Source organism: Pseudomonas sp. WC1 (assembly GCF_050586565.1).
Classification (GTDB): domain Bacteria; phylum Pseudomonadota; class Gammaproteobacteria; order Pseudomonadales; family Pseudomonadaceae; genus Aquipseudomonas.
In genome coordinates this window covers 16,030-37,683 of the sequence record NZ_JBOBDQ010000060.1, presented here as the reverse complement: position 1 = coordinate 37,683, position 21,654 = coordinate 16,030, and the positions used below count along the sequence as shown (strand labels likewise).

The 21,654-nt window shown below is 65.7% G+C and carries 19 protein-coding genes; 6 read left to right on the top strand and 13 right to left on the bottom strand.

The features are described 5' to 3' along the window. Positions 1–28: 28 nt before the first annotated feature. On the top strand, positions 29–853 hold the full coding sequence (locus tag ACQ4OD_RS22145; RefSeq protein WP_094011735.1) for an SDR family oxidoreductase: 825 nt from the start codon (positions 29–31) through the stop codon (positions 851–853). Between the two features lie 76 nt (positions 854–929). Here ACQ4OD_RS22145 and ACQ4OD_RS22140 read toward each other — a convergent pair whose 3' ends face one another. The 4 genes from ACQ4OD_RS22140 to ACQ4OD_RS22125 form a co-directional block, all read right to left on the bottom strand. Continuing rightward, positions 930–2,357: an efflux transporter outer membrane subunit gene (locus ACQ4OD_RS22140; RefSeq protein ID WP_430944940.1), complete on the bottom strand. Its 1,428-nt coding sequence runs from the start codon at positions 2,355–2,357 to the stop codon at positions 930–932. Beyond that, positions 2,354–3,415: an HlyD family secretion protein gene (locus ACQ4OD_RS22135; RefSeq protein WP_102682104.1), complete on the bottom strand. Its 1,062-nt coding sequence runs from the start codon at positions 3,413–3,415 to the stop codon at positions 2,354–2,356. The genes ACQ4OD_RS22140 and ACQ4OD_RS22135 overlap by 4 nt, the downstream gene beginning before the upstream one ends. Before the next feature lie 27 nt (positions 3,416–3,442). Then, positions 3,443–4,984, bottom strand: coding sequence for an MFS transporter (locus ACQ4OD_RS22130; RefSeq protein ID WP_102682105.1), 1,542 nt, complete (start codon positions 4,982–4,984; stop codon positions 3,443–3,445). Between the two features lie 278 nt (positions 4,985–5,262). Continuing rightward, complete coding sequence (locus ACQ4OD_RS22125; protein ID WP_102682106.1) at positions 5,263–6,168, bottom strand: LysR family transcriptional regulator; 906 nt, start codon at positions 6,166–6,168, stop codon at positions 5,263–5,265. Positions 6,169–6,428: 260 nt separating this feature from the next. On the opposite strand from ACQ4OD_RS22125, the gene ACQ4OD_RS22120 reads away from it, so the two are divergent. Then, positions 6,429–6,875, top strand: coding sequence for a universal stress protein (locus ACQ4OD_RS22120; RefSeq protein ID WP_139668950.1), 447 nt, complete (start codon positions 6,429–6,431; stop codon positions 6,873–6,875). Positions 6,876–6,942: 67 nt separating this feature from the next. Beyond that, complete coding sequence (locus ACQ4OD_RS22115; RefSeq protein WP_430944939.1) at positions 6,943–7,116, top strand: type II toxin-antitoxin system YhaV family toxin; 174 nt, start codon at positions 6,943–6,945, stop codon at positions 7,114–7,116. A 44-nt stretch (positions 7,117–7,160) separates the two neighbouring features. Here ACQ4OD_RS22115 and ACQ4OD_RS22110 read toward each other — a convergent pair whose 3' ends face one another. Genes ACQ4OD_RS22110 through ACQ4OD_RS22095 form a run of 4 tightly spaced genes read right to left on the bottom strand, consistent with a single transcriptional unit; the run spans position 7,161 to position 11,937 of the window. Next, positions 7,161–8,021: an efflux RND transporter periplasmic adaptor subunit gene (locus ACQ4OD_RS22110; RefSeq protein WP_139668944.1), complete on the bottom strand. Its 861-nt coding sequence runs from the start codon at positions 8,019–8,021 to the stop codon at positions 7,161–7,163. A 10-nt stretch (positions 8,022–8,031) separates the two neighbouring features. Continuing rightward, positions 8,032–8,232: a DUF1656 domain-containing protein gene (locus tag ACQ4OD_RS22105; protein ID WP_008097766.1), complete on the bottom strand. Its 201-nt coding sequence runs from the start codon at positions 8,230–8,232 to the stop codon at positions 8,032–8,034. Positions 8,233–8,236: 4 nt separating this feature from the next. Then, on the bottom strand, positions 8,237–10,414 hold the full coding sequence (locus ACQ4OD_RS22100) for an FUSC family protein (RefSeq protein WP_110699990.1): 2,178 nt from the start codon (positions 10,412–10,414) through the stop codon (positions 8,237–8,239). Next, positions 10,411–11,937 (bottom strand): efflux transporter outer membrane subunit, encoded by a 1,527-nt coding sequence (locus ACQ4OD_RS22095; protein ID WP_430944938.1) that lies wholly within the window; start codon positions 11,935–11,937, stop codon positions 10,411–10,413. Before ACQ4OD_RS22095 ends, ACQ4OD_RS22100 begins: the two co-directional genes overlap by 4 nt. Before the next feature lie 180 nt (positions 11,938–12,117). Between ACQ4OD_RS22095 and ACQ4OD_RS22090 the strand changes: the two genes are divergently transcribed. Both ACQ4OD_RS22090 and ACQ4OD_RS22085 read left to right on the top strand, forming a co-directional pair. Then, positions 12,118–13,065 carry a LysR family transcriptional regulator gene (locus ACQ4OD_RS22090; RefSeq protein ID WP_110699994.1) on the top strand — a complete coding sequence of 316 codons (948 nt, stop codon included), beginning with the start codon at positions 12,118–12,120 and terminating at the stop codon, positions 13,063–13,065. An 85-nt stretch (positions 13,066–13,150) separates the two neighbouring features. After that, entirely contained in the window at positions 13,151–14,125 is a 975-nt protein-coding gene (locus ACQ4OD_RS22085; protein WP_430944937.1) for a 2-hydroxyacid dehydrogenase, read from the top strand. 48 nt (positions 14,126–14,173) lie between these two features. On the opposite strand, the gene ACQ4OD_RS22080 is transcribed toward ACQ4OD_RS22085, so the two are convergent. From ACQ4OD_RS22080 to ACQ4OD_RS22065, 4 genes are all read right to left on the bottom strand, one after another. After that, the gene (locus ACQ4OD_RS22080; protein ID WP_430944936.1) at positions 14,174–15,112 is read right to left on the bottom strand and encodes a glycosyltransferase family 2 protein; all 939 of its coding nucleotides are present in this window, start codon (positions 15,110–15,112) and stop codon (positions 14,174–14,176) included. Then, complete coding sequence (locus ACQ4OD_RS22075; protein WP_277502007.1) at positions 15,109–15,477, bottom strand: GtrA family protein; 369 nt, start codon at positions 15,475–15,477, stop codon at positions 15,109–15,111. The genes ACQ4OD_RS22080 and ACQ4OD_RS22075 overlap by 4 nt, the downstream gene beginning before the upstream one ends. Then, on the bottom strand, positions 15,474–16,931 hold the full coding sequence (locus ACQ4OD_RS22070; protein ID WP_158247500.1) for a glucosyltransferase domain-containing protein: 1,458 nt from the start codon (positions 16,929–16,931) through the stop codon (positions 15,474–15,476). The genes ACQ4OD_RS22075 and ACQ4OD_RS22070 overlap by 4 nt, the downstream gene beginning before the upstream one ends. A 146-nt stretch (positions 16,932–17,077) precedes the next feature. Continuing rightward, positions 17,078–17,977 (bottom strand): DMT family transporter, encoded by a 900-nt coding sequence (locus ACQ4OD_RS22065; protein ID WP_430944935.1) that lies wholly within the window; start codon positions 17,975–17,977, stop codon positions 17,078–17,080. A 252-nt stretch (positions 17,978–18,229) separates the two neighbouring features. Here ACQ4OD_RS22065 and ACQ4OD_RS22060 point away from each other — a divergent pair, with 252 nt between their 5' ends. Next, a complete protein-coding gene (locus tag ACQ4OD_RS22060) occupies positions 18,230–19,105 on the top strand; it encodes a helix-turn-helix domain-containing protein (protein WP_102682118.1) in 876 nt (291 codons plus the stop codon). A gap of 57 nt (positions 19,106–19,162) precedes the next feature. Here ACQ4OD_RS22060 and ACQ4OD_RS22055 read toward each other — a convergent pair whose 3' ends face one another. Beyond that, the gene (locus ACQ4OD_RS22055; RefSeq protein ID WP_430944934.1) at positions 19,163–21,565 is read right to left on the bottom strand and encodes a TonB-dependent siderophore receptor; all 2,403 of its coding nucleotides are present in this window, start codon (positions 21,563–21,565) and stop codon (positions 19,163–19,165) included. Positions 21,566–21,654 lie beyond the last annotated feature (89 nt).

Here is a 21,654-nt window from a genome sequence, read left to right as displayed (position 1 = left end):
CGACCCTCCCACACCTAAGGCCTACCCCATGCCCACCGTCCTCATCACCGGTTGTTCCAGCGGCATCGGCCGCGCCCTGGCCGACGCCTTTCGCGATGCCGGCCACGAAGTCTGGGCCACCGCCCGCAAGCCCGACGACGTCGACGCCCTGCTCGCCGCCGGCTTTGCCGCACGCCAACTGGATGTAAATGACGGCGAGGCACTGACCCGCCTGGCCGACGAGCTGGAAGACCGCCACGGCGGCCTTGATATCCTCATCAACAACGCCGGCTACGGCGCCATGGGCCCGCTGCTCGACGGCGGTGTCGAGGCCATGCGCCAACAGTTCGAAACCAATGTCTTCGCCCTGGTCGGCGTGACCCGCGCGCTGTTCCCGCTGCTGCGCCGCTCGCGTGGGCTGGTGGTGAACATCGGCAGTGTCTCGGGCGTGCTGGTCACCCCATTCGCCGGTGCGTACTGCGCGTCGAAGGCCGCCGTGCACGGGCTCACCGATGCCTTGCGCCTGGAGCTGGCGCCGTTCGGCATTCGGGTGATGGAAGTGCAGCCGGGGGCGATCGCCTCGCAGTTCGCCAGCAATGCCCAGCAACAGGCCGAGCAGGTACTGGCGAGCGATTCCCCATGGTGGCCGTTGCGCGAACAGGTACAGGCCCGGGCGCGGGCCTCGCAGGACCGACCGACTTCGGCGGCGGTGTTTGCCCAGCGCCTGCTGGCCGCCACGCGCAAGTCGCCAGTGCCGGCGCTGGTGCGTATCGGCAATGGCAGCACAGCGTTGCCGTTGATGGCCCGGGTGCTGCCGCAGAGGCTGTTGGATTGGGTGTTGCGCAAACGCTTCGGGCTGTTGCGACCGCTCTGAGGTCATCGCGGGGCAAGCCCACTCCCACGCTGACGACACAAGGCATCGTGGGAGCGGGCTTGCCCCGCGATGCGTTTCAAACCTGATCGAACGCCTGCCAGCCGCCGCCCAGCGCCTTGTATAGCCCGACCAGCGCCTGCGACACCGCCGCCGAGCTGTCGATCCACTGTTCCTCGCTGGCCAGCAGCGCCGACTGCACCGTCAGCACGTTGAGAAAGTCCACCGCCCCTTCCACGTACTGGCGCTGCGCGGTCTCCAGGGCGATGCGGTTCTGCCGCACCGCCTCGGCCAGGTGATCACGACGTAGCTGGCTGGCGTTGTACAGGCGCAGCACGTCGTCGATCTCGTGCCAGGCACCGAGCACCACCTTGCGGTAGTTCAGCGCCGCCTCCTGCTGCTGGGCCTCGCGCAGCTCCAGGGCGCCCTTGAGCCGCCCGCCCTCGAAGATCGGCAGCGACAGCTGCGGGCCGAAGGCGAACCGGCGCGAATCCCAGCCGCCGAAATCGGACAGTTGCATGGCCTGGAAACCGACACTCCCGGACAAGCGGATGCTCGGGTAGAAGTCCGCCTCGGCCACGCCGATGCTGGCGGTGGCGGCATGCAGGCGGGCCTCGGCCTGGCGAATGTCCGGCCGGCGCTCGGCCAGCTCCGAAGGCACGCCGATGGCGAAGCGCTGCTGCGGCGCGGGCAGCTCGCCACCTTGCAGCAGCTCACGCTGCAGGCTGCGTGGTGGTTCGGCAGCGAGCAAGCCGAGGGCGTTGATCAGGTCGTCGCGACGGGCTTCCAGGGTCGGCAGGCGCGCCTCGATCGAAGCAACCTGGGCGCTGGCCTGGGCTACGTCGAGGCGGGTAGCGACCCCTTCAGCCTGACGACCTTCGGACAACTTCAGGCTGTGGCGGGCAACCTTGAGGTTGTCCTGGGTGATGTCCAGGGTGTGCTGCACGGCACGCAACTGGATGTAGTTGCCGGCGGTTTCCGCAAGCAAGGCCAGCAGCACGCCCCGGCGGTCGTTCTCCGCCACCGCCACGCTCGCGTCGGCGGCCTCGACCTGACGGCGCACACGCCCCCACAGGTCAAGTTCCCAGCCGGCCACCAGGTCGCCTTGCCAGAGGTTGTACGCCGACTTGCCGGACTTGCCGGACGGGTCGTTCAGCCCCTCGGCGCTGTTGCGCGCACGGCTGTACCCGGCGTTCACGTCCACCGCCGGCAGCTCGTCCGCCGCCACGCTGCTGCGCAAGGCGCGGCTTTGCAACAGGCGGGCACTGGCCATGCGCAGATCGAGGTTGCGTTCGGTGACCTTCTGGACCAGCGCGCTCAGGCGCGGGTCATGGAAGCTGTCCCACCAGCGCAGTTCCAGCGGTTCGGCCACCGGCTGGCTGGCCGCGGCAGCGCCTTGCGGCTCGGCCCAGTCCTTGGGCGCCTCGCTGTCCGGGCGCTGGAAGTCCGGGCCGAGGGTGCAGCCGGCCAGCAGCATGGCCAGCAGCAGAGGGCTCAGGCGTCTCATCGCGCAGTCACCTCTTTGCCAGCCAGCGTGTCGCCGTGGGTATCGATGGTCGCTTCCACCGACATGCCCACGCGCAGGCGCGCCAACAGCGGCTGGCCGTCATCGAAGACGATCTTCACCGGAATGCGCTGCACCACCTTGGTGAAGTTGCCGGTGGCGTTGTCCGGCTTCACGGCAGCGAAGGTCACCCCGGTGGCCGGGGCGATGCTCTCGACACGGCCGTGGAGTTGTTCACCGGAGAAGGTATCGACGCTGATACTCACCGGTTGCCCCGGTTGCACATGGGTCAGTTGGGTCTCCTGGAAGTTGCCGACAATATAGGCGCGCTCCAGCGGCACCACCGACAGCAGCCGCGCCCCCGGATTGACGTAGGCCCCGATGCGCAGGGCGCGCTCGCCGACCATGCCGTCGACCGGCGCGGTGATGCGGGTGTAGGACAGGTCCAGCCGGGCTTTTTCCAGCCCGGCTTCGGCACGCTTGAGCTGGCCATCGGCGCTGGCCACCTGGGCGCTGAGGATGTCCACCTGCTTGCGCGTGGCCAGCAGCGCCGCCTGGCTGTTGGCCAACCGCGCACGGGCCTGGTCGACGCCGCTGCGCGCCTGCTGGGCATTCTGCACGGTGCCGGCGCCCTGCTCGGCCAGGCGGCTGTAGCGGGTCACCTCGTGGTCGGCGAAAGCCGCCTCGGCCTGGGCCGCCTTCACCGCCGCCTCGGCCTGGGCGATCAACGAGGCCTGGCGTTCGAGGGTGGCGCGGGCATCCAGGCTCTGCGCCCTGGCCACCAACAGCTGGGCCTGCGCGGCGTCGAGCGCGGCCTGGTAGTCGCGCGGGTCGATGGTCGCCAGCAACTGGCCGGCACTCACCTGCTGGTTGTCCTCCACCAGCACCTCCTTGATGAAGCCCGCCACCTTCGGCGCCACTACCGTGTAGTCGGCGGTCACGTAGGCGTCATTGGTGCGCTGGCGATGATCGCTGCCGAACATCCAGGGGCCGACCAGGGCGGCGAGCACGGCCACGGCGAGTGCCGAGCCGATGAAGAGCGTCTTGCGGTTGTTGGTCATCTTTCTATCTCGAATTCAGCCCCGGCTTCAGGCCACCGCACGCGGCGGGAAGATCCGGGTAGGCACGAAGGGGATCAGGCAGATCATGGCGACGGCGATACCCGCCATCACCAGGTAGAGGTCGGCCGAGGTCAGCACCAGGGCCTGTTCATGGATGCGCTTGGCCAGGCCAGCGGCGTTGTCGTCGATCAGCGGCGCGTTGCCCAGGCTGTCGACCAGGTGGTTGGAATGAAAATGCCGGCGCAGGGTGCCAAGGGCGTCGAGCAGGCCGCCGGCGATCACCGCGGACAATCCTTTGACCGTGTTGAACCAGGCGGAAGCGAACGGCCCTTCCTGCGGGGTCATGCCATTGGTGGAGAGCATCAGCAAGGGCAGCACCGCCATCGGCTGGCCGAACACCTGCAGCAGGTAGAAGGGGTAGAAGTCGCCGCGAATCCACTGCGAGGTCAGCAGGCTGCTACCCACACACGACGCCGCCAGCATCGCCAGGCCCACGGCCAGCACCCAACGGCAGTCCACCGCGCGGATGTTGCACAGCGCTGCGGTGAGCGGCAGGGCGAGCAACTGCGGCATGGCCACCAGCAGCATCAGCGGGCTGGTTTGCGCCGGGCGGTAGCCCTGGATCTGCGCCAGGTACGCCGAAGGAATGCTGCCCACCCCGGACAACACCACCAGCACACCGGCCAGGGTCACCAGGGCGAAGCTCAGGTTGCGCCGCGAGAGCATGCGCAACTGGAAGAACGGCAATGGCTCGGACCACTCGTTGTACATGAACAGCACCAGCAACAGCAGGCCGCCACCGAGCAGCCAGCAGATCAGCGGCGAGTCGAACCAGCCCCAGCGGTCGCCCAGCGACAGGCCAAGGACGATGCAACTGATCGCCGGCAGGCCAAGCAGCACCCCGCGCCAGTCCAATTGCCTGAAGCGCTCCAGGCGCAGCGGATCCTGGGGCAGCCCCCAGCCGACACAGGCGATTGCCAGCAGCGACGGCAGGATGATCTGCCAGAACGCCCACTGCCAACCGACGTACTCGGTCCACAGCCCGGCCAGCGGCGTGCCGAGGTTGGGCCCGAAGGTGGCGGTCAGGGCATAGCAGGCCAGGCCATATATCTTGATGCCCGGTGGCAAGAAGCGCAGCGCCACGCTCATCAGCATCGGCGGCAAGGCGCCCGACGCGAAGCCCTGCAACACACGCAGCAACATCAGGCTGTGCAGGTTGGGAGCGAAGGGTTGGATCAGGCCGAGCACGGCAAACAGGCCGACGGCGGTCATGGTGAAGCGGCGCAGCGAGAAGGTGGTCGCCAGCCACGGCGCGAAGGCCATGGCCGAGACCGAGGCGGCGCTGTACACCGCCAGCAACCAGGCGCCTTCGTCGGCACCGATGCCCATGGCGCCACGGATGTCGCTCAGGGAAATCTTGGTCACCGCCTCGTTGAGCCCGGCGCACAGCACCGCCAGCAACACGCCGAACAGCCCGACCACCACCCGCAGGCCGAACGCCGTCTGCGCAGGGGCGGCCGGCGCAGGGGCGGCGGCCAGCGCGGCGGAAGGCGCGGTCAGGGAACTCATGGATAGACATCTCCAGCAACATTTTAAGGGCTGGAGGAAGTCTAAGAAGGTCGAATGCTGACGAAAACTGACTTGTCGGCAGCTTTATGTTGCGCCAGACGCAATCCAGGCTAAATGCTGCAAGCTAGCATCTCCTCCTTTGGGAGCAACTGTCTTGTGTTGCTTGTAATGGCCTCATCGCTGGCAAGCCAGCTCCCACAAGGATCGCGCTTGGCATGAGGGCGGCGCGGTCGGGGTGGGAGCCGGCTTGCCGGCGATGGACCGCGCAGCGGTCCTCATCAAGGATCGATGCTGCCGCAGGCCTTCAACGTCTGCCGCAACCAGCGGTGCGCCGGGTCATTGTCGAAGCGCGGATGCCAGGCCTGCATCACGTTGACCTTCTCCAGCGGCACCGGGATCTCGAACGAACGCAAGGGCAGCTTCAAGCGCTGCACGCTGTTGAGGATATTGGCCGGTATCGGCAGGATCAGGTCCGAATCCGGCAGCGAGAACATCGCCGAATGGAAGCTGGTGGTGATCAGCGCCACTCGCCGCTCCACCTTGCAGTTGGCCAGCGACACGTCGATCGGCCCGTTGGCCCGGCCACGCCGGGACACGCTGATCTGCGGGTAGGCGGCAAAACGCTCGGGAGTGATCACGGCATCGAAGATCGGGTGATCCTCACGGGCCAGGCCGACAAAGTAGGTGTTGAACAGGCTCTGCACCTTGATCTCCGGCCCCAGCTCGATGGCCGAGCTGATGATCAGGTCGATCTGCCCGTTGCGCAGCACCGCATCGTCATCGCCACTGCCCTCGGGCACGAAACGCAGCACCGTGCGCGGCGCCTGGGCCAGCATCATGCGCAGCAACTGTGCGCCATACAGGGCAATGAACAGGTCGTTGGTGCGGATGTTGAAGGCGCGGTCGAGGTTGACCAGGTCGACGGCATCGCGGCTGCGAAACACCAGGCCAGCCTGCTCCACCAAGCCATGCACCTGTTCGCGCAGGGCCAACGCTCGCGGGGTCGGCACCAGGCCACGGCCGGCACGCACCAGGATCGGGTCGCCCATGGCCTCGCGGATTCGCCCGAGGGTCCGGCTCATCGCCGCCGGGCTCAGGTTCATGCGCTGGGCGGCGCCCACCACACTGCCTTCGTCGAGCAGCACATCGAGGGCGACGAGCAGGTTCATGTCCGGGAGTTGCATGGCCGTTTTCCGTGACAGCTGTGGGAAACGCGATGGTAACAGGTTGGCCGATTGCGTCTGACGCAATGGCGCCGTGCGTGGGGGACCATTTATCCGTAGAGGTTATTGAATCGACAATGGTGTGGCCTCACCGCCGGTAAGCCGCGGCGGCGAACCGCAGCGCCTACAGGCAGCGCATCTCCCTGTGGGCGCCGCGGTTCGCCGTTGCCACTTGCCGGCGATGAGCGCAGCACTGCCATCCATTCTCCAAAGGATTGCCCATGCCCCACCCGGTTCTGATCGCCATCGACGCCTCCCCGGCAGCCACCAGCCTGCTCACCCTCGCCCAGCGCTACTGCCGCCCCGGCGAGCACACCCTGCATGTGCTGCTGGCCATCGACTCGACCTTCGCCGTGCACGACAACCGCACGGCCTACACCGAGCAGGAGCTGGAGGAATACCCCGCCGCCTGCGACGAACAGCAACTGGCCGAGCACGCCGTGAACAGCGCCGTAAGCATGCTGCGCGAAGCCGGCTTCGACAGCCTGGGCTGCATGGTCGCCGGCCAGCCGGTGGAGGCGATCGTCGCCAAAGCCCGGGAGCTGGAGTGCGAACTGGTCATCATCGGCCACCGCCACCTGACACGGCTAGGCAGGCTGCTGGATCCGTCGATCAGCGCCAAGGTGATCGACCGGGTGAAGGTGCCCGTGCTGGTCGGGGCAGCTTGAGCCAGGAAAACCGTTGATCAGCCAGTACACACGAGGTAATGCAACTGCATTGGCCAGGTAATGCATCGTGCTGGCGTGGGTGAACGATGACGACAGCAAACGCGCTTACGAGAGCAGCGACGACGCCTATCGGGTGTTCCTCCGAATGCTGGGTAACGGACACCCGCCTGACGACTGGGATCAGCTGTTGCAGGAAGCTGCTGCGGCAACAGCCCGATTCAACGCCACCCTCAAGCGCTGACACCTGCCTGCCAATGCATCGATGGCGTCAATGCGAGAACGGGATCAGCCCTCGTTCGGCTTGACCACCACGGTACACGTGGTCCCCGCCGCCAGCAGGAACCCTTCCGGCACTTCATCGATATGGATCCGCACCGGCACCCGCTGCGCCAGGCGCACCCAGTTGAAGGTCGGGTTCACATCGGCGATCAGCTCGCGGCTTTGTGGGTTGTCACGGTCGTAGATCCCCCGGGCGATGCTCTCCACATGCCCTTTGATGCGCTCGCCGCTCATCATCTGCAGTTCGGCCACATCCCCTACCTTGACGTGGGGCAGCTTGGTTTCCTCGAAGAAGCCGTATACCCAGAACGACTGCTCATCCACCACCGCCATCACTGCCTCGCCGGTGCGGGCGTAATCGCCCTTGTGGATGTTCAGGTTGGTCACATAGCCATCGACGGTGGCAACGATCTGCGTGCGCTTGAGGTTCAGTTCGGCGGCGGCCAACTGAGCCTGGGCGTGCTGGTAGTCGGCCAGGGCGGAGCTGGCGATGTTGCTGGCGTCGTCGCGGTTCTCTTTCGAGATGACCAGGTTGTCCATGTCGGCGCGGCGCCTGGCGTTGACCTTGCGCATTTCCCAGGTGGCCTTGCGCGAGGCCACCAGCGCCTTGGCCTGGTCCAGCGCCAACTGATAGTGCTCGGGATCGATGCGGATCAGCACGTCGCCCTTCTTCACCCGCTGGTTATCCTTGACCGGCACATCCACCACATAGCCCGGCACGTCGGCGGCAACGTTGATGATATCGGCGCGCACCCGGCCGTCGCGGGTCCACGGCGTGGTCATGTAGTGCAGCCACAACTGGCGGCCGATCACCACGGCAGCGGTCAGCACCAGCAGGGTGGCGATCAGGCTGAAGAACTTTTTCATTGCAGGATTCTCACCAGTAGAGCGACAGCGCCAGGGCGCCGAACAGGCAGACGAACAGGCTCAGGCGCAGCAGCGCCGGGTGCCAGAAGAAGCGGTAGCCATCATGGCTGGCGATGAACCGGTCCAGGCCCCAGGCCAGGCCCAGGGCGAACAGGAACATCAAGGTCATGGTGGGCATGTACACGCCATGGAAGGCGATCTCGCGGGGCATGGTTTCACGGAGCATCGTGCAGTCCTTTCGCCGGTGCCAGCGGCGACTGTGGGTCGAGCAGGGAAGAACGGATGAAATGCAGGTAGCTCTGCGCCCGGCGCAGCACCGAGGTGTCGAAGTGCCGGGCGAAAGGTTCATCGGTGGCCTGCACGCGGCTGATGGCATGGTCCACCGCCACCAGGGCGCGTTCGTGGTTGCTGGCGCTGGGTTGCAGGAACAACCGCGCCAGGGCCCGGCCCATGACGCGGATGGCCTGGCGCCACGGCTGCGACTCGGCGTAGGCCGGGTGCACCGGGGCGCGAGCCTGCTCCTTGCGCAGCTCGATAATGGCGTGGCCGATCTCCAGCACCGTGAACATCCAGCCCATCAGCTGGCTCTGCACCTGCGGCTTGCCGGCGGCCAGGCCATAGGCCTGGTGCAGCAGGTCGCGGGTACGGCTCTCGAAAGCCGAGCCCAGCCCGCGCAGGCGCCCGCTGATGGCGAACAGCACCTGCTCGCGCAGCTCCTGCTCCAGGCGGCTCCACAACCAGCGGCTGTTGGGCGGCAGGATGATCGCCCCGGCCGCGGCGCAGACGAACATGCCGATGACCATGCCGATGTAGTCGTTGATGAAGGTGTAGGGGTTGTAGATCGTCAGGTTGTTGGGCACCGAACCGATGGCAAAGAACACCAGCAGGCCCAGGCCGTAACCGGCATAGGCCGGGCGCGAGGCAAGGAACGCGCCGAACACGAACACCGGCGCCAGGACCATGCACAGCAGCGCGAAGCCGTCGATCCAGGGAAACACGAAGAAGGTTTCGAAGAAGCCGACGAAGGCGCCGATCGCCGTGCCGCAGGCCATCTGGAACGCCATGCGCTTGGGATTCGGCGAAGCCGCCGACAGGCCCACCGTGACCGTGGCGATCAGCGTCATCATGCCGCCACTGGGCCAGTCGCTGAGCAGCCAGTAGCTGCCCAGCAGCAACAGCACCGCCGAAGCGCGCACCCCAGCGGCGAGCGATACCAGCCAGCTGGTCTGGGCCACATAGGGTTCGTCCCACTGTTCGCGTTCGTGCTTGTGCACGGCCAGCGAGGCGTGGGTCTCGGCGTAGCTGTACATCTCGTCGACGAAGCGGTACAGCAGCTCGAAGGCGGTATGGAAGTCGAGCAGGTCGGCCTCGCTGGGGCGGGTCTGCAGATACTCGGCGCGCAGACCACGCACCTGTGCCTGCAGGCCTTCCTTGTAGGTGCCCAGCTCCAGGGCCAGGCGCAAGGCGTCGGCGTCGGTCAGTGCCCGGCCGACGTAGGGCTGCAGCAGCTCGGCCAGGGTGGCCAGCCCGGGTTCGATGGCGCCGACGATCTGCAACGGGCCACGGGCGCGCAGGCGCTCGAGCAACCGGTGCAGGGCGTTGAAACGCGTGGTGATGGCCATGAACTCGCTGTTCATGCGTACCAGCCGACCTGAGCGCCGGCGCATGTGCGGGTCTTCGAAGGCGGTGACGTTGCGCAGGCTCTCCAGGCCCACCGCCTCGGCGACAAAGCGAACGTTGCTGGTCTCGAAGCGGTCGCGCTGGCTGTCGCCGCGCAGGGCCTCGACCACCACCCCGGCGAATACACCGAAGCGCTGGTAGAGGGCGTTGCGCATGGCGGCACTGGCCGATTGCGGCAGGATCGCAGCGCTGACGAAAGTCGAAACCAGAATCCCCAGGGCAATCTCCAGCACCCGCCACACCGCCGCCATGAACGCCTGGTCGGGGTGCTGCAGCACCGGCAGGCCGATCATCGCCGCGGTGTAGCCGGCCAGCACGAAACCATAGGCGCGGAAGGTGCGATAGCGCATGGCGCCCGCCGAGCACAGGCCGACCCACAGGGCCAGGCTGGGCAGGAACAGCTCGGTGTTCTGCGGGAAGATCGCGATCAGCGCGACCATCATCGCCGAGCCGGCCAGGGTGCCGAGCACCCGGTAGAAACTCTTGGCGAACACATGGCCGCTCTGCGGCTGCATGACGATGAACACAGTGATCATCGCCGTGCGCGGCTGCGGCAGCTCCAGGCGCATGGCCAGCCACAAGGTGATGAAGGCGGCGGCCAGGACTTTGAAGATGTAGACCCAGGTGACGCCGTCGGTCCGCGCCCAGGCAAAGAAACCCCGGCGCCATTCCAGGCTCCGCAGCCAGCGCAAGGGCAAGCTCGATGTGCTCATTCGGCGTAATCCGGCGTGTCGAAGATGGCCAGGGTGGCCGGCGTTTTCGGTGCGGTCTGGCGCTCTTCGTCCGGCACGTCCTTGCCCGCCTCCAGCCCGCCGCCCAGGGCCGTGACCAGTTCGGCATGGGCCACCAAACGCGCGGCCTGTACCTGCTGCTGCACCTGCTGCTGGCGGAACAGCAAGGTCTGGGCGTTGAGCACGTTGAGGTAGTCGGTGAGCCCGCGCTGGAAGGCGACGGTGGCGATGTCGTAGGTCTTCTGCGCGGCGGCCACGGATTCGGCGGCGAAATGCGCCTGCTCCTTCATCGACTCACGTCGGATCAGTTGGTCGGAGATGTTCTTCAACGCGCCGATCACCGTCTGGTTGTAGTGCGCCACGGCCACGTCATAGCCCGCCGAGGCCACGCCCAGCTGCGAGCGCAGGCGCCCACCATCGAAGATCGGCAGGCTGATGGCCGGCCCGACGTTGTAGTTGAATTTACGCCCGGTGATAAATTCCAGCGGGCCGCCCCCGGTGGCCATGAAGCCCAGGCCGCCGACCAGGTCGACATTGGGGAAGAACCCGGCGTGGGCCACGTCGATGCCACGGGCCTGGGCCGCCACCTGCCAGCGGCTGGCGACCACGTCGGGGCGCTGGCCGACCAGCTCGGCGGGCAGGTTCGAGGGCAGTTTCAGCGGCGCGCCGAGGGTCAGGGTCGGGCGTTGCAGTGCCGCGCCCTCCCCCGGCCCCTTGCCGGCCAGGGCTGCCAGCTGGTTGCGGGTCAGGGCGATCTCTTCGTTGAGGCTGTCGATCTGGCGGTGGGTTTCCGGCAGCGGCGCCTCGGCCTGGCTGACTTCGAAATGGGTACCGATGCCACCGTCCAGGCGGCGCTTGGCCAGGGCGACGATCTGCTCCTGCTGCGCAAGCTCGGCCAGCACGATATCGCGCCGGGCGTAATGCAGGCTGAGCTGGATGTAGGCGCGCACCACGTTGTTCTCCAGCTCCAGCTGGGCCTGGCGCGCCTCGGCGACGCTCATGTGCGCCTGGTCCACGGCCTGCTCGCTGGCATTGCGTTCACGGCCCCACAGGTCCAGCGCGTAGCTCAAGCCGATGCCGGCGTTGTTGTCCCAGGTGTTGGCGCCGGACAACGCGCCAGGGCCGTAGAACTGATCCTCCGGCCAGTTATGGCGCTTGAGCGTGGCAGTGCCGTTGACCTGCAGCTTTTCCGCCGACTCGACCACGCCCGCCATGGCCTTGGCTTGGCGCACGCGTGCAGCGGCCATCGCCAGGCTCGGGCTGCCGGCCACGGCCTGGATGATCCAGGCGTCGAGTTGCGGGTCGCCATAGGCGCGCCACCATTGCTGGGCCGGCCAGTGGGCGTCACACGCAGCCTCACGGATGGCGTCGTCAGTGGTCAGTTGGTTGGCTTGGAGTGTCTTGCTTTGCGGGGCGATGCCCCAGGTTCCGATACAGCCGCTCAAGGTGAGACAAAGGGCACAGGCACTGAGCGCGCTAAGCGCTCTGATGTTGCGACGCGGCACAGCTGCGATTTCCCGAGGAAGAGGTGGAGGGGCCGGGCAATTCTAGGGGCGGGTTTCATTGGCGATAAGCGTATATTCCTGCGAATCTTTGTTACCAAAACAGCGATAATCCGGCTTTAGTCGGAAGCGAAATAGCGTTACTTCATGTCACAATTTTGTCCTCTAAACCGAGAGTGACCCATGGACACCCTGCAAAACATGCGTGCTTTCAGTTGCGTGGCCCAGCTCGGCAGCTTCACCGCTGCCGCGGCGCAACTGGACACGACCACCGCGAACGTGTCGCGGGCGGTCTCCAACCTGGAAGCCCATCTGCAAACCCGCCTGCTCAACCGCACCACCCGGCGCATCGCGCTGACCGAGGCCGGCAAGCGCTACCTGATGCGCTGTGAACAGATTCTTACCTACGTGGAAGAAGCCGAGGCCGAGGCCAGCGATGCCCATGCCCGTCCCGCCGGGCAGCTGAAGGTGCATTCGATGACCGGTGTCGGCCAGCATTTCGTGGTCGACGCCATCGCCCGCTACCGCGAGTCGCACCCGGACGTGACCTTCGACCTGACCATGGCCAACCGCGTGCCCGACCTGCTTGATGAGGGCTACGACGTGTCGATCGTGCTGGCCAGCGAGCTGCCCGACTCGGGGTTCGTCTCCCAGCGCCTGGGCATCACCTACAGCATCGTCTGCGCATCGCCCGACTACGTGGCGCGCCACGGGTTCGCGCACAAGCCCGCCGACCTGCTCAAGCATGCCTGCCTGCGCATGGTCAGCCCGGTGATCCCGCTGGAGAAATGGCTGTTCGACGGCCCCGAGGGACAGGAGGTGGTCAATATCACCACCTCACCGTTCCAGGTGAACTCCGCCGATGCGATGAAGACCGCGATCCGCAGCGGCATGGGCGTGGGCGTGCTGCCGATCTACACCGCCATCGATGGCCTGCGTGACGGCAGCCTGGTGCGGATCCTGCCGCAGTACCGCCTGCAGGAGCTGAACCTGTATGCGATCTACCCGTCGCGCCAGTACCTCGATGCGAAGATCAAGACCTGGGTCGAGTACCTGCGCAACTCGCTGCCGGAAATCCTCGCCGCCCACGAGGCCGACCTGAAAACCCACGAGCTGCTGATCGCCAACTGAAAAAGCCGGTGCATTCGGGCGGGGGACAATGGTAGGTTGCTAAGCAACGACACCGCCCCTACCCGCCTTGCAGAGAAGCAGCCCGATGAAAAAGACCGTCCTGGCCTTCAGCCGCATCACCCCGGCCATGGCCGAGCGCCTGCAACACGACTTCAACGTGATCGTGCCCAACCCCAAGCTGGGCGACATCGCCGCCCAGTTCAACGAAGCGCTGCCCGAGGCCCACGGCCTGATCGGCGTTGGCCGCAAGCTGGGCCGGGCGCAGCTCGAAGGCGCGGGCAAGCTGGAGGTGGTGTCCAGCGTCTCGGTCGGCTACGACAACTACGACCTGGACTACTTCAACGAGCGCGGCATCGCCCTGACCAACACCCCCGACGTGCTCACCGAAAGCACCGCCGACCTGGGCTTCGCCCTGATCATGGGTTGTGCCCGGCGCACCGCCGAGCTGGACGCCTGGACCAAGGCCGGCCACTGGCAGGCCACCGTCGGCCCGGCGCAGTTCGGCAGCGATGTGCACGGCAAGAAACTGGGCATCGTCGGCCTGGGCAACATCGGCGCGGCCATCGCCCGGCGTGGCCGTTTCGGTTTCAACATGCAGGTGCTGTACACCGGCAACAGCCGCAAGGCCGCGCTGGAACAGGAGTTGGGCGCGCAGTTCCGCAGCCTGGATGAGCTGTTGGTAGAAGCCGATTTCGTCTGCCTGGTGGTGCCGCTGTCCGACGCCACCCGCAAGCTGATCGGCGCCCGCGAGCTGAAGCTGATGAAACCCAGCGCGTTCCTGGTCAACATCGCCCGTGGCCCGGTGGTGGACGAAGCGGCACTGGTCGAGGCACTGCAGGAAGGGACCATTCGCGGCGCCGGCCTGGACGTGTACGAGAAAGAACCGCTCGGCGATTCGCCGCTGTTCAAGCTGCCCAACGCCCTGACCCTGCCGCACATCGGCTCGGCCACTGCCGAGACTCGCGAAGCCATGGCCAACCGGGCCATCGACAACCTGCGCTCGGCCTTGCTGGGCGAGCGACCGCAGGACTTGGTGAATCCGCAGGTGTGGCAAAGCTGAAAGCCCAATCACGGGGTTTGTGCAAGCGGGTTTGCCCCGCGATAGAGCCTACTGGGGTTGGCTACGCCGCCCCAGTACCTTGCGTACAACATAGCGGGGCCGGTGCTTGGTTTCCTGGTAGATCCGCCCGATGTACTCGCCCAGGATGCCAATCCCGATCAACTGCACCCCGCCAAGGAACAGAATCGCTGTCATCAGTGACGGGTACCCCGGCAAGTCGTTACCGAACAGCAACTTGTCCAGCACCAGAAATGCCGCGTACAGCAGGGCGAACAACGACACACCGCCACCGATGTAGGTCCATAGCCGCAGCGGCACCGTGCTGAACGAGGTAATACCGTCCAGTGCCAGGTTCCACAGGCGCCAGAAGCCAAACTTGCTATTGCCCGCCGCCCGCTCCTGGCGGTCGTACTCGATGATCTCGGTACGGAACCCCACCCACGACAGCACGCCCTTCATGAACAACTGCTGCTCCGGCATCTGCCGGATGGCAGCGACCACCTTGCGGTCGAGCAGGCGGAAATCGCCGACGTTCTCTTCGATCGGCAACGCAGCGATGGCGTTGTGCAGACGATAGTAGAGCCCCGCCGTCCACCGTTTGAACCGCGTATCGGCCAGCCGGCTGCGGCGCTTGGCCAGCACCACGTCGGCGCCGTCCTGCCAGCGCTCGATCATCTGTGCGACAACCTCAATGGGGTCTTGCAGGTCGACATCGATTGGCACCACCGCGTCGCCTTCGGCGTGCTCCAGCCCCGCGAACAACGCCGACTCCTTGCCGAAGTTGCGCGAGAAGGTGATCGACGTGACCCACTCGTCCCTAGCCGCCAGCTCGGCGCAGATGGCTTCGGTGTCGTCGGTGCTGCCGTCGTTGACGAAGACGATCTCCACGGTCTTACCCTGCAACGAAGGTTCGCTCCGCACCGTCTGGTAGAAGCGCTCCAGGGTTTCCTGTTCGTTGAACAACGGCACCACCAAGGTAATGTTCACAGGTCCCTCCTCTTGAACACCACGGTGTGTGAAAAGGCATACCCGACAATAAGGCTGACCATCGAAAAGGTCACCAAGGTCAACCATGGAGACAGACGGGCAAAGTCAGAAAACGCACCCAGAGCCAGGCTCAGGCAACCCATGCCAGAAAGGAACATCAGGTAGCGTCTCGTGCGAGCTCTGACAGCAAAGGTGTAGTGGGCATTCATGAAGTAGGACACGCTCGCCGCCAACAGAAACGCCAGCAGGTTGCTCGCCCCTTGCGACAAGCCCACAAGCAGGTGGAGGAGCAGGAAGGTCAGCCAATGGATCAGCGTGTTGCCGACGCCAATCAGCGCGTAACGGTTGAAACGTACCAGGCTCATTTATGGAAAGCCTCTGCGTCGAGAATCGGCTTCATCAACACATAGCCGACGTCCTCTACCCGATGAATGGCAAAGAACTTTCCATCCACTTGGGGCTGAGGGCTGGACACCAATACTTGCGCTCTTTGCAGGGGCGGGTGGCTGCCGAAAGTCGTCATGCCCACTCTCGGCATCATTTCGGGAAGCACCTGGTAACCAATGGCGAACACATACCTCAAGGCCGGCATGGCCTGGAACGAACCACTGCCGGCGGGCAACCACACTTGACGGCTGTCATGGCCAAGGATGTAGAAGCGCTTGGCGCCATACAACGCGGGGTTGGACTGGATGGCTTGCGCGATACTGAAGGTCATCACCCGCTCCACTTCCTTTTGCGCCACCAGCAGCCGCCCATAGGCATAAGAAAAAGACAGCATGAACACCAGGGGCATGGCGGTGACCCAGGCCAGTCGTGCATGCAGGCCAGCAAGCCGCTCATGTGCCAGCAACATCACCAGCACCATGGCGGGCCCCACCCCCATCAACAATCGCGCGCCTTGGTTGTAATGGTCGAACAGCAGCGACATGCCCGGCACCAGTAGCATAAGCGCCACGACAGAGAACCAAATCAACGTCAACAGCGCCACCCTCGACATCACCGGGCGCGCACTGCGTAGCACCTGACAGGAGCACAGCACCAGCGTCGCGCCAGCCAGGCCGCCGAGCATGAGGAACAGCCAGGCCGTGCCGGCCGTTGCCAACAACCCCACATGCTCGAAGGCCATCTGCAGGCGACGCGCCAGGGTTCCCGGCCATGCGTGGTCCAGGGGGAGCAGCGCCGTGCGAGGAACATCAATGAGTCGATATCCGGTGAGCAAGTACAGCAGGACGCCACCCAGCAACTGAACCGTACGCTGCGCCAACTGCCGTACCACCTGCTTCAGGGGTGCATGCGCGGCGACCTGACGAATGACTTCGATGCAGCACAACCCCGCGAAGACATTGACACTGACCTGATAAAGGCTGGCCGCCGCCGCAATCAGCACCATCGCCAGGCCTGTGCCCCACCGGTGCCGTGCCCCTTGCGTGATGGCCATGACACTCGCGGCAAGGGCCAGCGCCATCACGGCCCCGTCGTACTGGTAGGACAGGTTCTGCAGGAAGAAGGGGTTGTACCAAAGGGGCAAGACCACTAGCAGTGCCGTACCTGTGGGTGCCTCGAAGTAGTGGAATGCCAAATCCGACAATGCCTTGGCGGCCACCACCATTGCCAGCAGCAACGGCAGTGGGTAAAGGTTCGGCGTCGCATTGCCGAACCCCAGCCCACCATGCAGCACGTCAGCCAACACCCGGCCCTGACCCGTCCAGGAATCACCCGGGTCTTGCAACTGCCCCGCCAATTGAGATCGCCAGACATCGTCGATGTAGGCCAGGTCTGCCAGCACCAGGGGCAAGACGTGCAGCCCGATCGCCATGAGACACAACAGCCAAACGTCCCTGCGAGACAGTCGATGATCCAAGATTGCCGAAACGGCCATTGCGCTCCCCAGTCTGTCGCCCCTGGGCTAGTCTAGTCACCCGCTGGCTGGCCGCACCTGCTAAAAATATCAGTTGTGCCGGACTAGCTTCTGGCCAGGGCACTCTGCGTACGTTGCGACGGCTTGCGAAACACCAGCACATTTCCCGCCATCACCGCGACCAGTCCCAGCAGGGCTGGTGCAGTCCACTCATAGCCTTCTGCAAACGCCGACACGTTCAGCGCCACCAGCGGGAACAGCACAGTGCAGTAGGCGGCCCGCTCCGGCCCCATGCGCCCGACCAGGGTGAGGTAGGCGGTAAAGCCGATCACCGAGCCCGGGATCACCAGATACAGCAGCGAGCCTATGTAACGCGTGTTCCACTCCATATCGAAGGGGATCCCCCTGAGCAGGCAATACCCCGCCAGCATTGACGCGCCGTAAACCATGCCCCAGGCATTGGTGGTCATGGGTTTGAGCCCGGCCTTCTGCTGCACGCTGGAAAGCATGTTGCCTGCGGAGAAACACAACGTGCCAAGCAGCGCCAAGCCCAGGCCATAAAGGGTTTCGCGGCTGGCGGCATGATGGGAAAGCTCCGGCCAGAACAGCAGCCCCAAGCCCAGCAGCCCCATGGCCCCGCCGCCAAGCACATTGGCGGCGATCCTCTGGCCGAAGAAGATCCGTGCATTGATCGCGTTCCACAGGGTGGCGGTGGAGAACACCACGGCGATCAGGCCGCTGGCAACCCACTGGCTGGCGGTGAGGAAACACATGAAGTTGACGCAGAACAGGCACAGGCCCTGGGCCAGGCACACCAGATGGCCCCGGCGGTTCATCGGCTGCAGGCGGCGGGTGAGCAGCAGCAAGGCGAACAGGATCAACCCGGCCAGGGCGAAGCGGTAGACAATCGACACCGGGATGGCGACTACCCCCAGTTGCAATTTCAGGGCGATCCAGGTGGTGCCCCAGATCAGGACGGTGAGCAGGTAGAGCGACAGGTTCACGGGCATTCCTCCAGACAGTCGACTTGGGGCCGCTTCGCGGCCCATCGCTGGCAAGCCAGCTCCCACAGGAACAGCACATGCCTTTACCTTGTGGGAGCTGGCTTGCCAGCGATTCGAGGGCGCAGCCCTCGCCAGGACTACGAGTGTTTACCGCGCCCTGATTCCGACGCTTGCATAAACTTGCGCTTTTCCTCTTCGGCCAGCTGCCTTCCCGCCCGCGCCGCAGTACGATGGCCTTCAGAGGAGTCTCCCATGCCCGCACTCGACCACCTGCAAGTCTTCAACGCCATGCATGCCTCGCCCCACGCCCGGCTGGAGCTGAGCGCGCACCTGGGCGACGGGCTGGCGGCGGCGTTGTGGAGCAACCGCGACGACGCCCGCGACTACCAGGCGCCCAGCCACCACACGTTGTCGTGCTACATCGCCGACGGCACCGGTACCTTCCGCCGCCAGCGCCCGGCCGACAAGGGCGCGCCGGGCAAGCTATGCATCATGCCGGCCGGCCATGAGTCCAACTGGGTGGTCAACGGCACGATCCGCCTGGCCCACCTGTACATCAGCGAACAGCAGTTCGCCCTTGGCTGCACCCGCCTGCTGGACCGCGAGCCGCGTGAAATGCAGCTGCACGAGGCGACCTTCCTCGACGACCCGCAACAGGCCGCACGCTTTCGCCAGCTGATCGGCCTGGACTGGGCCGAACCCGGCGAGCGCCTGCTGGCCAGCAGCCTGGCCCACGACATCATCGACCACGCCGTGCTCAATCAGGCCGGCCTGCGCCAAGGGCTCAAACTCAAGGGCGGCTTGGCGCCGCACCAGCGCCGGCAACTGGTGGACTATATCGAGGCCCACCTCGACCAGGCGCTGACGCTTGGCGAGCTGGCACTGCGCTGCAACCTGTCCGAATACCACTTCGCGCGGATGTTCCGCGCAAGCTTCGGTCTGCCGCCGCATCAGTACCTGCTGGCCCGACGGCTGCAAAAGGCGTGTCACCTGCTGCGCATGGGCACGCTGCCCCTGGGCGAAGTGGCGCTGCTGTGCGGTTTTGCCAGTGCCAGTCACTTCAGCAACCGGTTTCGCCAGGCGTTGGGAGCGACGCCGGGGGAGTATCGGGCGGCGTTCTGCGCCTGACTGCCGGGCGCTATCGCGGGGCCAGCCCGCTCCCACGCCGCCCATCATCGGTTGGCGTCAGAACTCGAAGGTGCTCGACAGGCTGACTTGCCGCGCATCCCCCACGGCGACGAAGTAACGGTTCACCGCCGAGCTGTAGTACACCTTGTCGAACAGGTTCTTCACGTTCAACTGCAGGCGCACCTTGTGCTCGTCCAGCTTGGTTTCGTAGCTGGCGAAGGCATCGGCCACGGTGTAGGCCGGCATGTCGAAGTCGTTTGTCGCGTTGCCCGCACGCTCACCCACGTAGCGTGCACCTGCCCCCAGGCGCAGGCGATCACCGCCGAACAGGCTGCCGTAGTCGTATACCGCCGAAAGCGAGCCACTGTGACGCGCGACGTTCTGCAGGCGGTTGCCCTTGAGCTGTGGGTCCTTGGTGACCTCGGCGTCGGTGAAGGCATAGGCGCCGATCAGGCTCCAGCGCTCGCTGAGTTGGCCGGTCAGGTCCAGCTCGACACCCCGTGAGCGGACTTCCCCTGCGTTGCTGTAGAGAATGGTCCCCGGCTGGGTGTCGCCATCGGCCACCAGCACGTTGCGCTTGGTGATGTCGAACAGCGCCAGGGTACCGCTCACCGCGCCCGGCACGTCGAGCTTGGCCCCCAGCTCCCAGGACTTGCCCTCCTCCGGCGCGATCCCAGAGTCCAGGGTCAGGGTGCGGCCACCGCCGATGCTCAGCGGTGCGATGGTCGAGTTGGGCTTGAACGACTCGCTGTAGCTGCCATAGAACGACAACCGCTCATCGACCTTGTACACCACGCCCGCATGGGGCACCCAGGTCTGGTCGCGGGTGTCGGTGTTGACATTGAACGGCCGGCCACGGCCGGCGTACTGGTCGTACTGCTGGAAGCGCCCGCCGGCCACCAGGATCCAGTGCTCGTCCAGGTGCCAGGCGTCCTGCAGGAACAGCGAATCGGTGCGCAGCTTGTCGGTCTGGTCGCTGTCGCTGGCGCGCACGCTGGTGCCTTCCACTTCGCGGCCATAGACCGGGTTCAGGTAGCTGAAGGTCGAGCGGCTGTTCTGGCGGATCAGGTCGGCGCGGTAGACCTTGCGGTCCTCGTGATCGACACCGACCACCAGGTCGTGGCGCATGCCCGCCAGCTCGACGCTGCCGTTGAGGCTGAAGGTGGCGAACTGGTCGCGGCTCAGGGCGCCCCGGGTGCCGTCGATGCTGCGCGACAACGTGCCCTGGCTTTCATCCACGCCGGTCACGCGCACCTGGCTGGCGTCGTAGGTCTCGCGGTTGAAGCTGTAGCCGACGTGCAGCTTCCACGCATCGTCCAACTGATGATCGACCTCCAGGCGGTACAGGTCGGAGCGCCCTTCCATATCGTTGAACGGCTCGTCCAGGCGGCGGGTGGCAGGAATATTCAGTGGATGGCCGTCGCTGCCGAAGGCGGTACCGCGGTCGAACGGGTAGCGAAACTCGCGGTGCTCATAGGCCAGCACCACCTGGGTGTCCTCGCCATACCAGGCCAGCGAAGGCGCCACCAGCGATTCGCGGTGCACGCCGAAGTTGCGCCAGTAGTCTTCATCCTCGTGATCGACGATCAGGCGATAGGCCAGGTTGCTCTCCCCCAGCGCACCGGTGCTGTCCAGGCCGCCGCCGCTGCCGTTCTTGCCGCTGCCGTAGGTCGAGCCGCGCAGGGTCAGGGCGTTGTACTGGGTAAGTTGCGGGCGCTTGCTGACCACGTTGATCACCCCGCCCGGGTCCTGGATGCCGTACAACAGCGAGGCCGGGCCCTTGAGCACCTCGACCCGTTCGGTACTGGCATTGAGCGCGCGGCCCTGCACGATCGGCATGCCGTCGCGCATGATCGAGCCGTCACGGTTGTCGCCGAAGCCACGCTTCATCACGGTGTCGGCGGTACCGCCGAAGTTGTTGCCCTGGGTGATGCCGCTGACGTTGTACAACGCATCGTCCAGGTTGCGCGGTGCCTGGTCGCGGATCACCTGGGCCGGGACCACGTTCACGGCCTGCGGGATATCCAGGGTCGCGCCCTGGCCGCGCATGATCGAGGCGCTGGCCGGCGGCTGGTAGCTGTAGTCGTCCAGCTGCGAGTTGATGGTGGTGGCCTGCAGGTTCAGCGCGCCGGAGGTGTCGACCGGCTCCAGGGTCAGGGTGCGGGCGTCGAGGCGGCGCCAGGCCAGACCCGAGTTGCCGAGCAACTGCTGCAGCGCCTGGTCGGCGTCGAAGGTGCCGTTCAGCGCCGGGGCCCGCAGGTCCGGTAGCGTCAGGGTATAGACCACGCTCTGCCCGGTGGTACGGCTGAAGGCGTTGAGTGCCTGGGCCAGCGGCTGGCTGGGCTGGGCGAAGGCATAGACCTGGCTCTGCTGGGCGGCCACGGCAGGGGGCGCGACGGCCACGGCAGACAAGCTGCAGAGGCCGAACCAGAGCGAGACGCAACGCGGGGTGAACTTCATGGACGCGGACCTGTGGGCGGGATGATCGTATGCGAATGAATCGCACTTCCACTCACTACACGGATGCCGGCGTGGAGTACCTCATCACC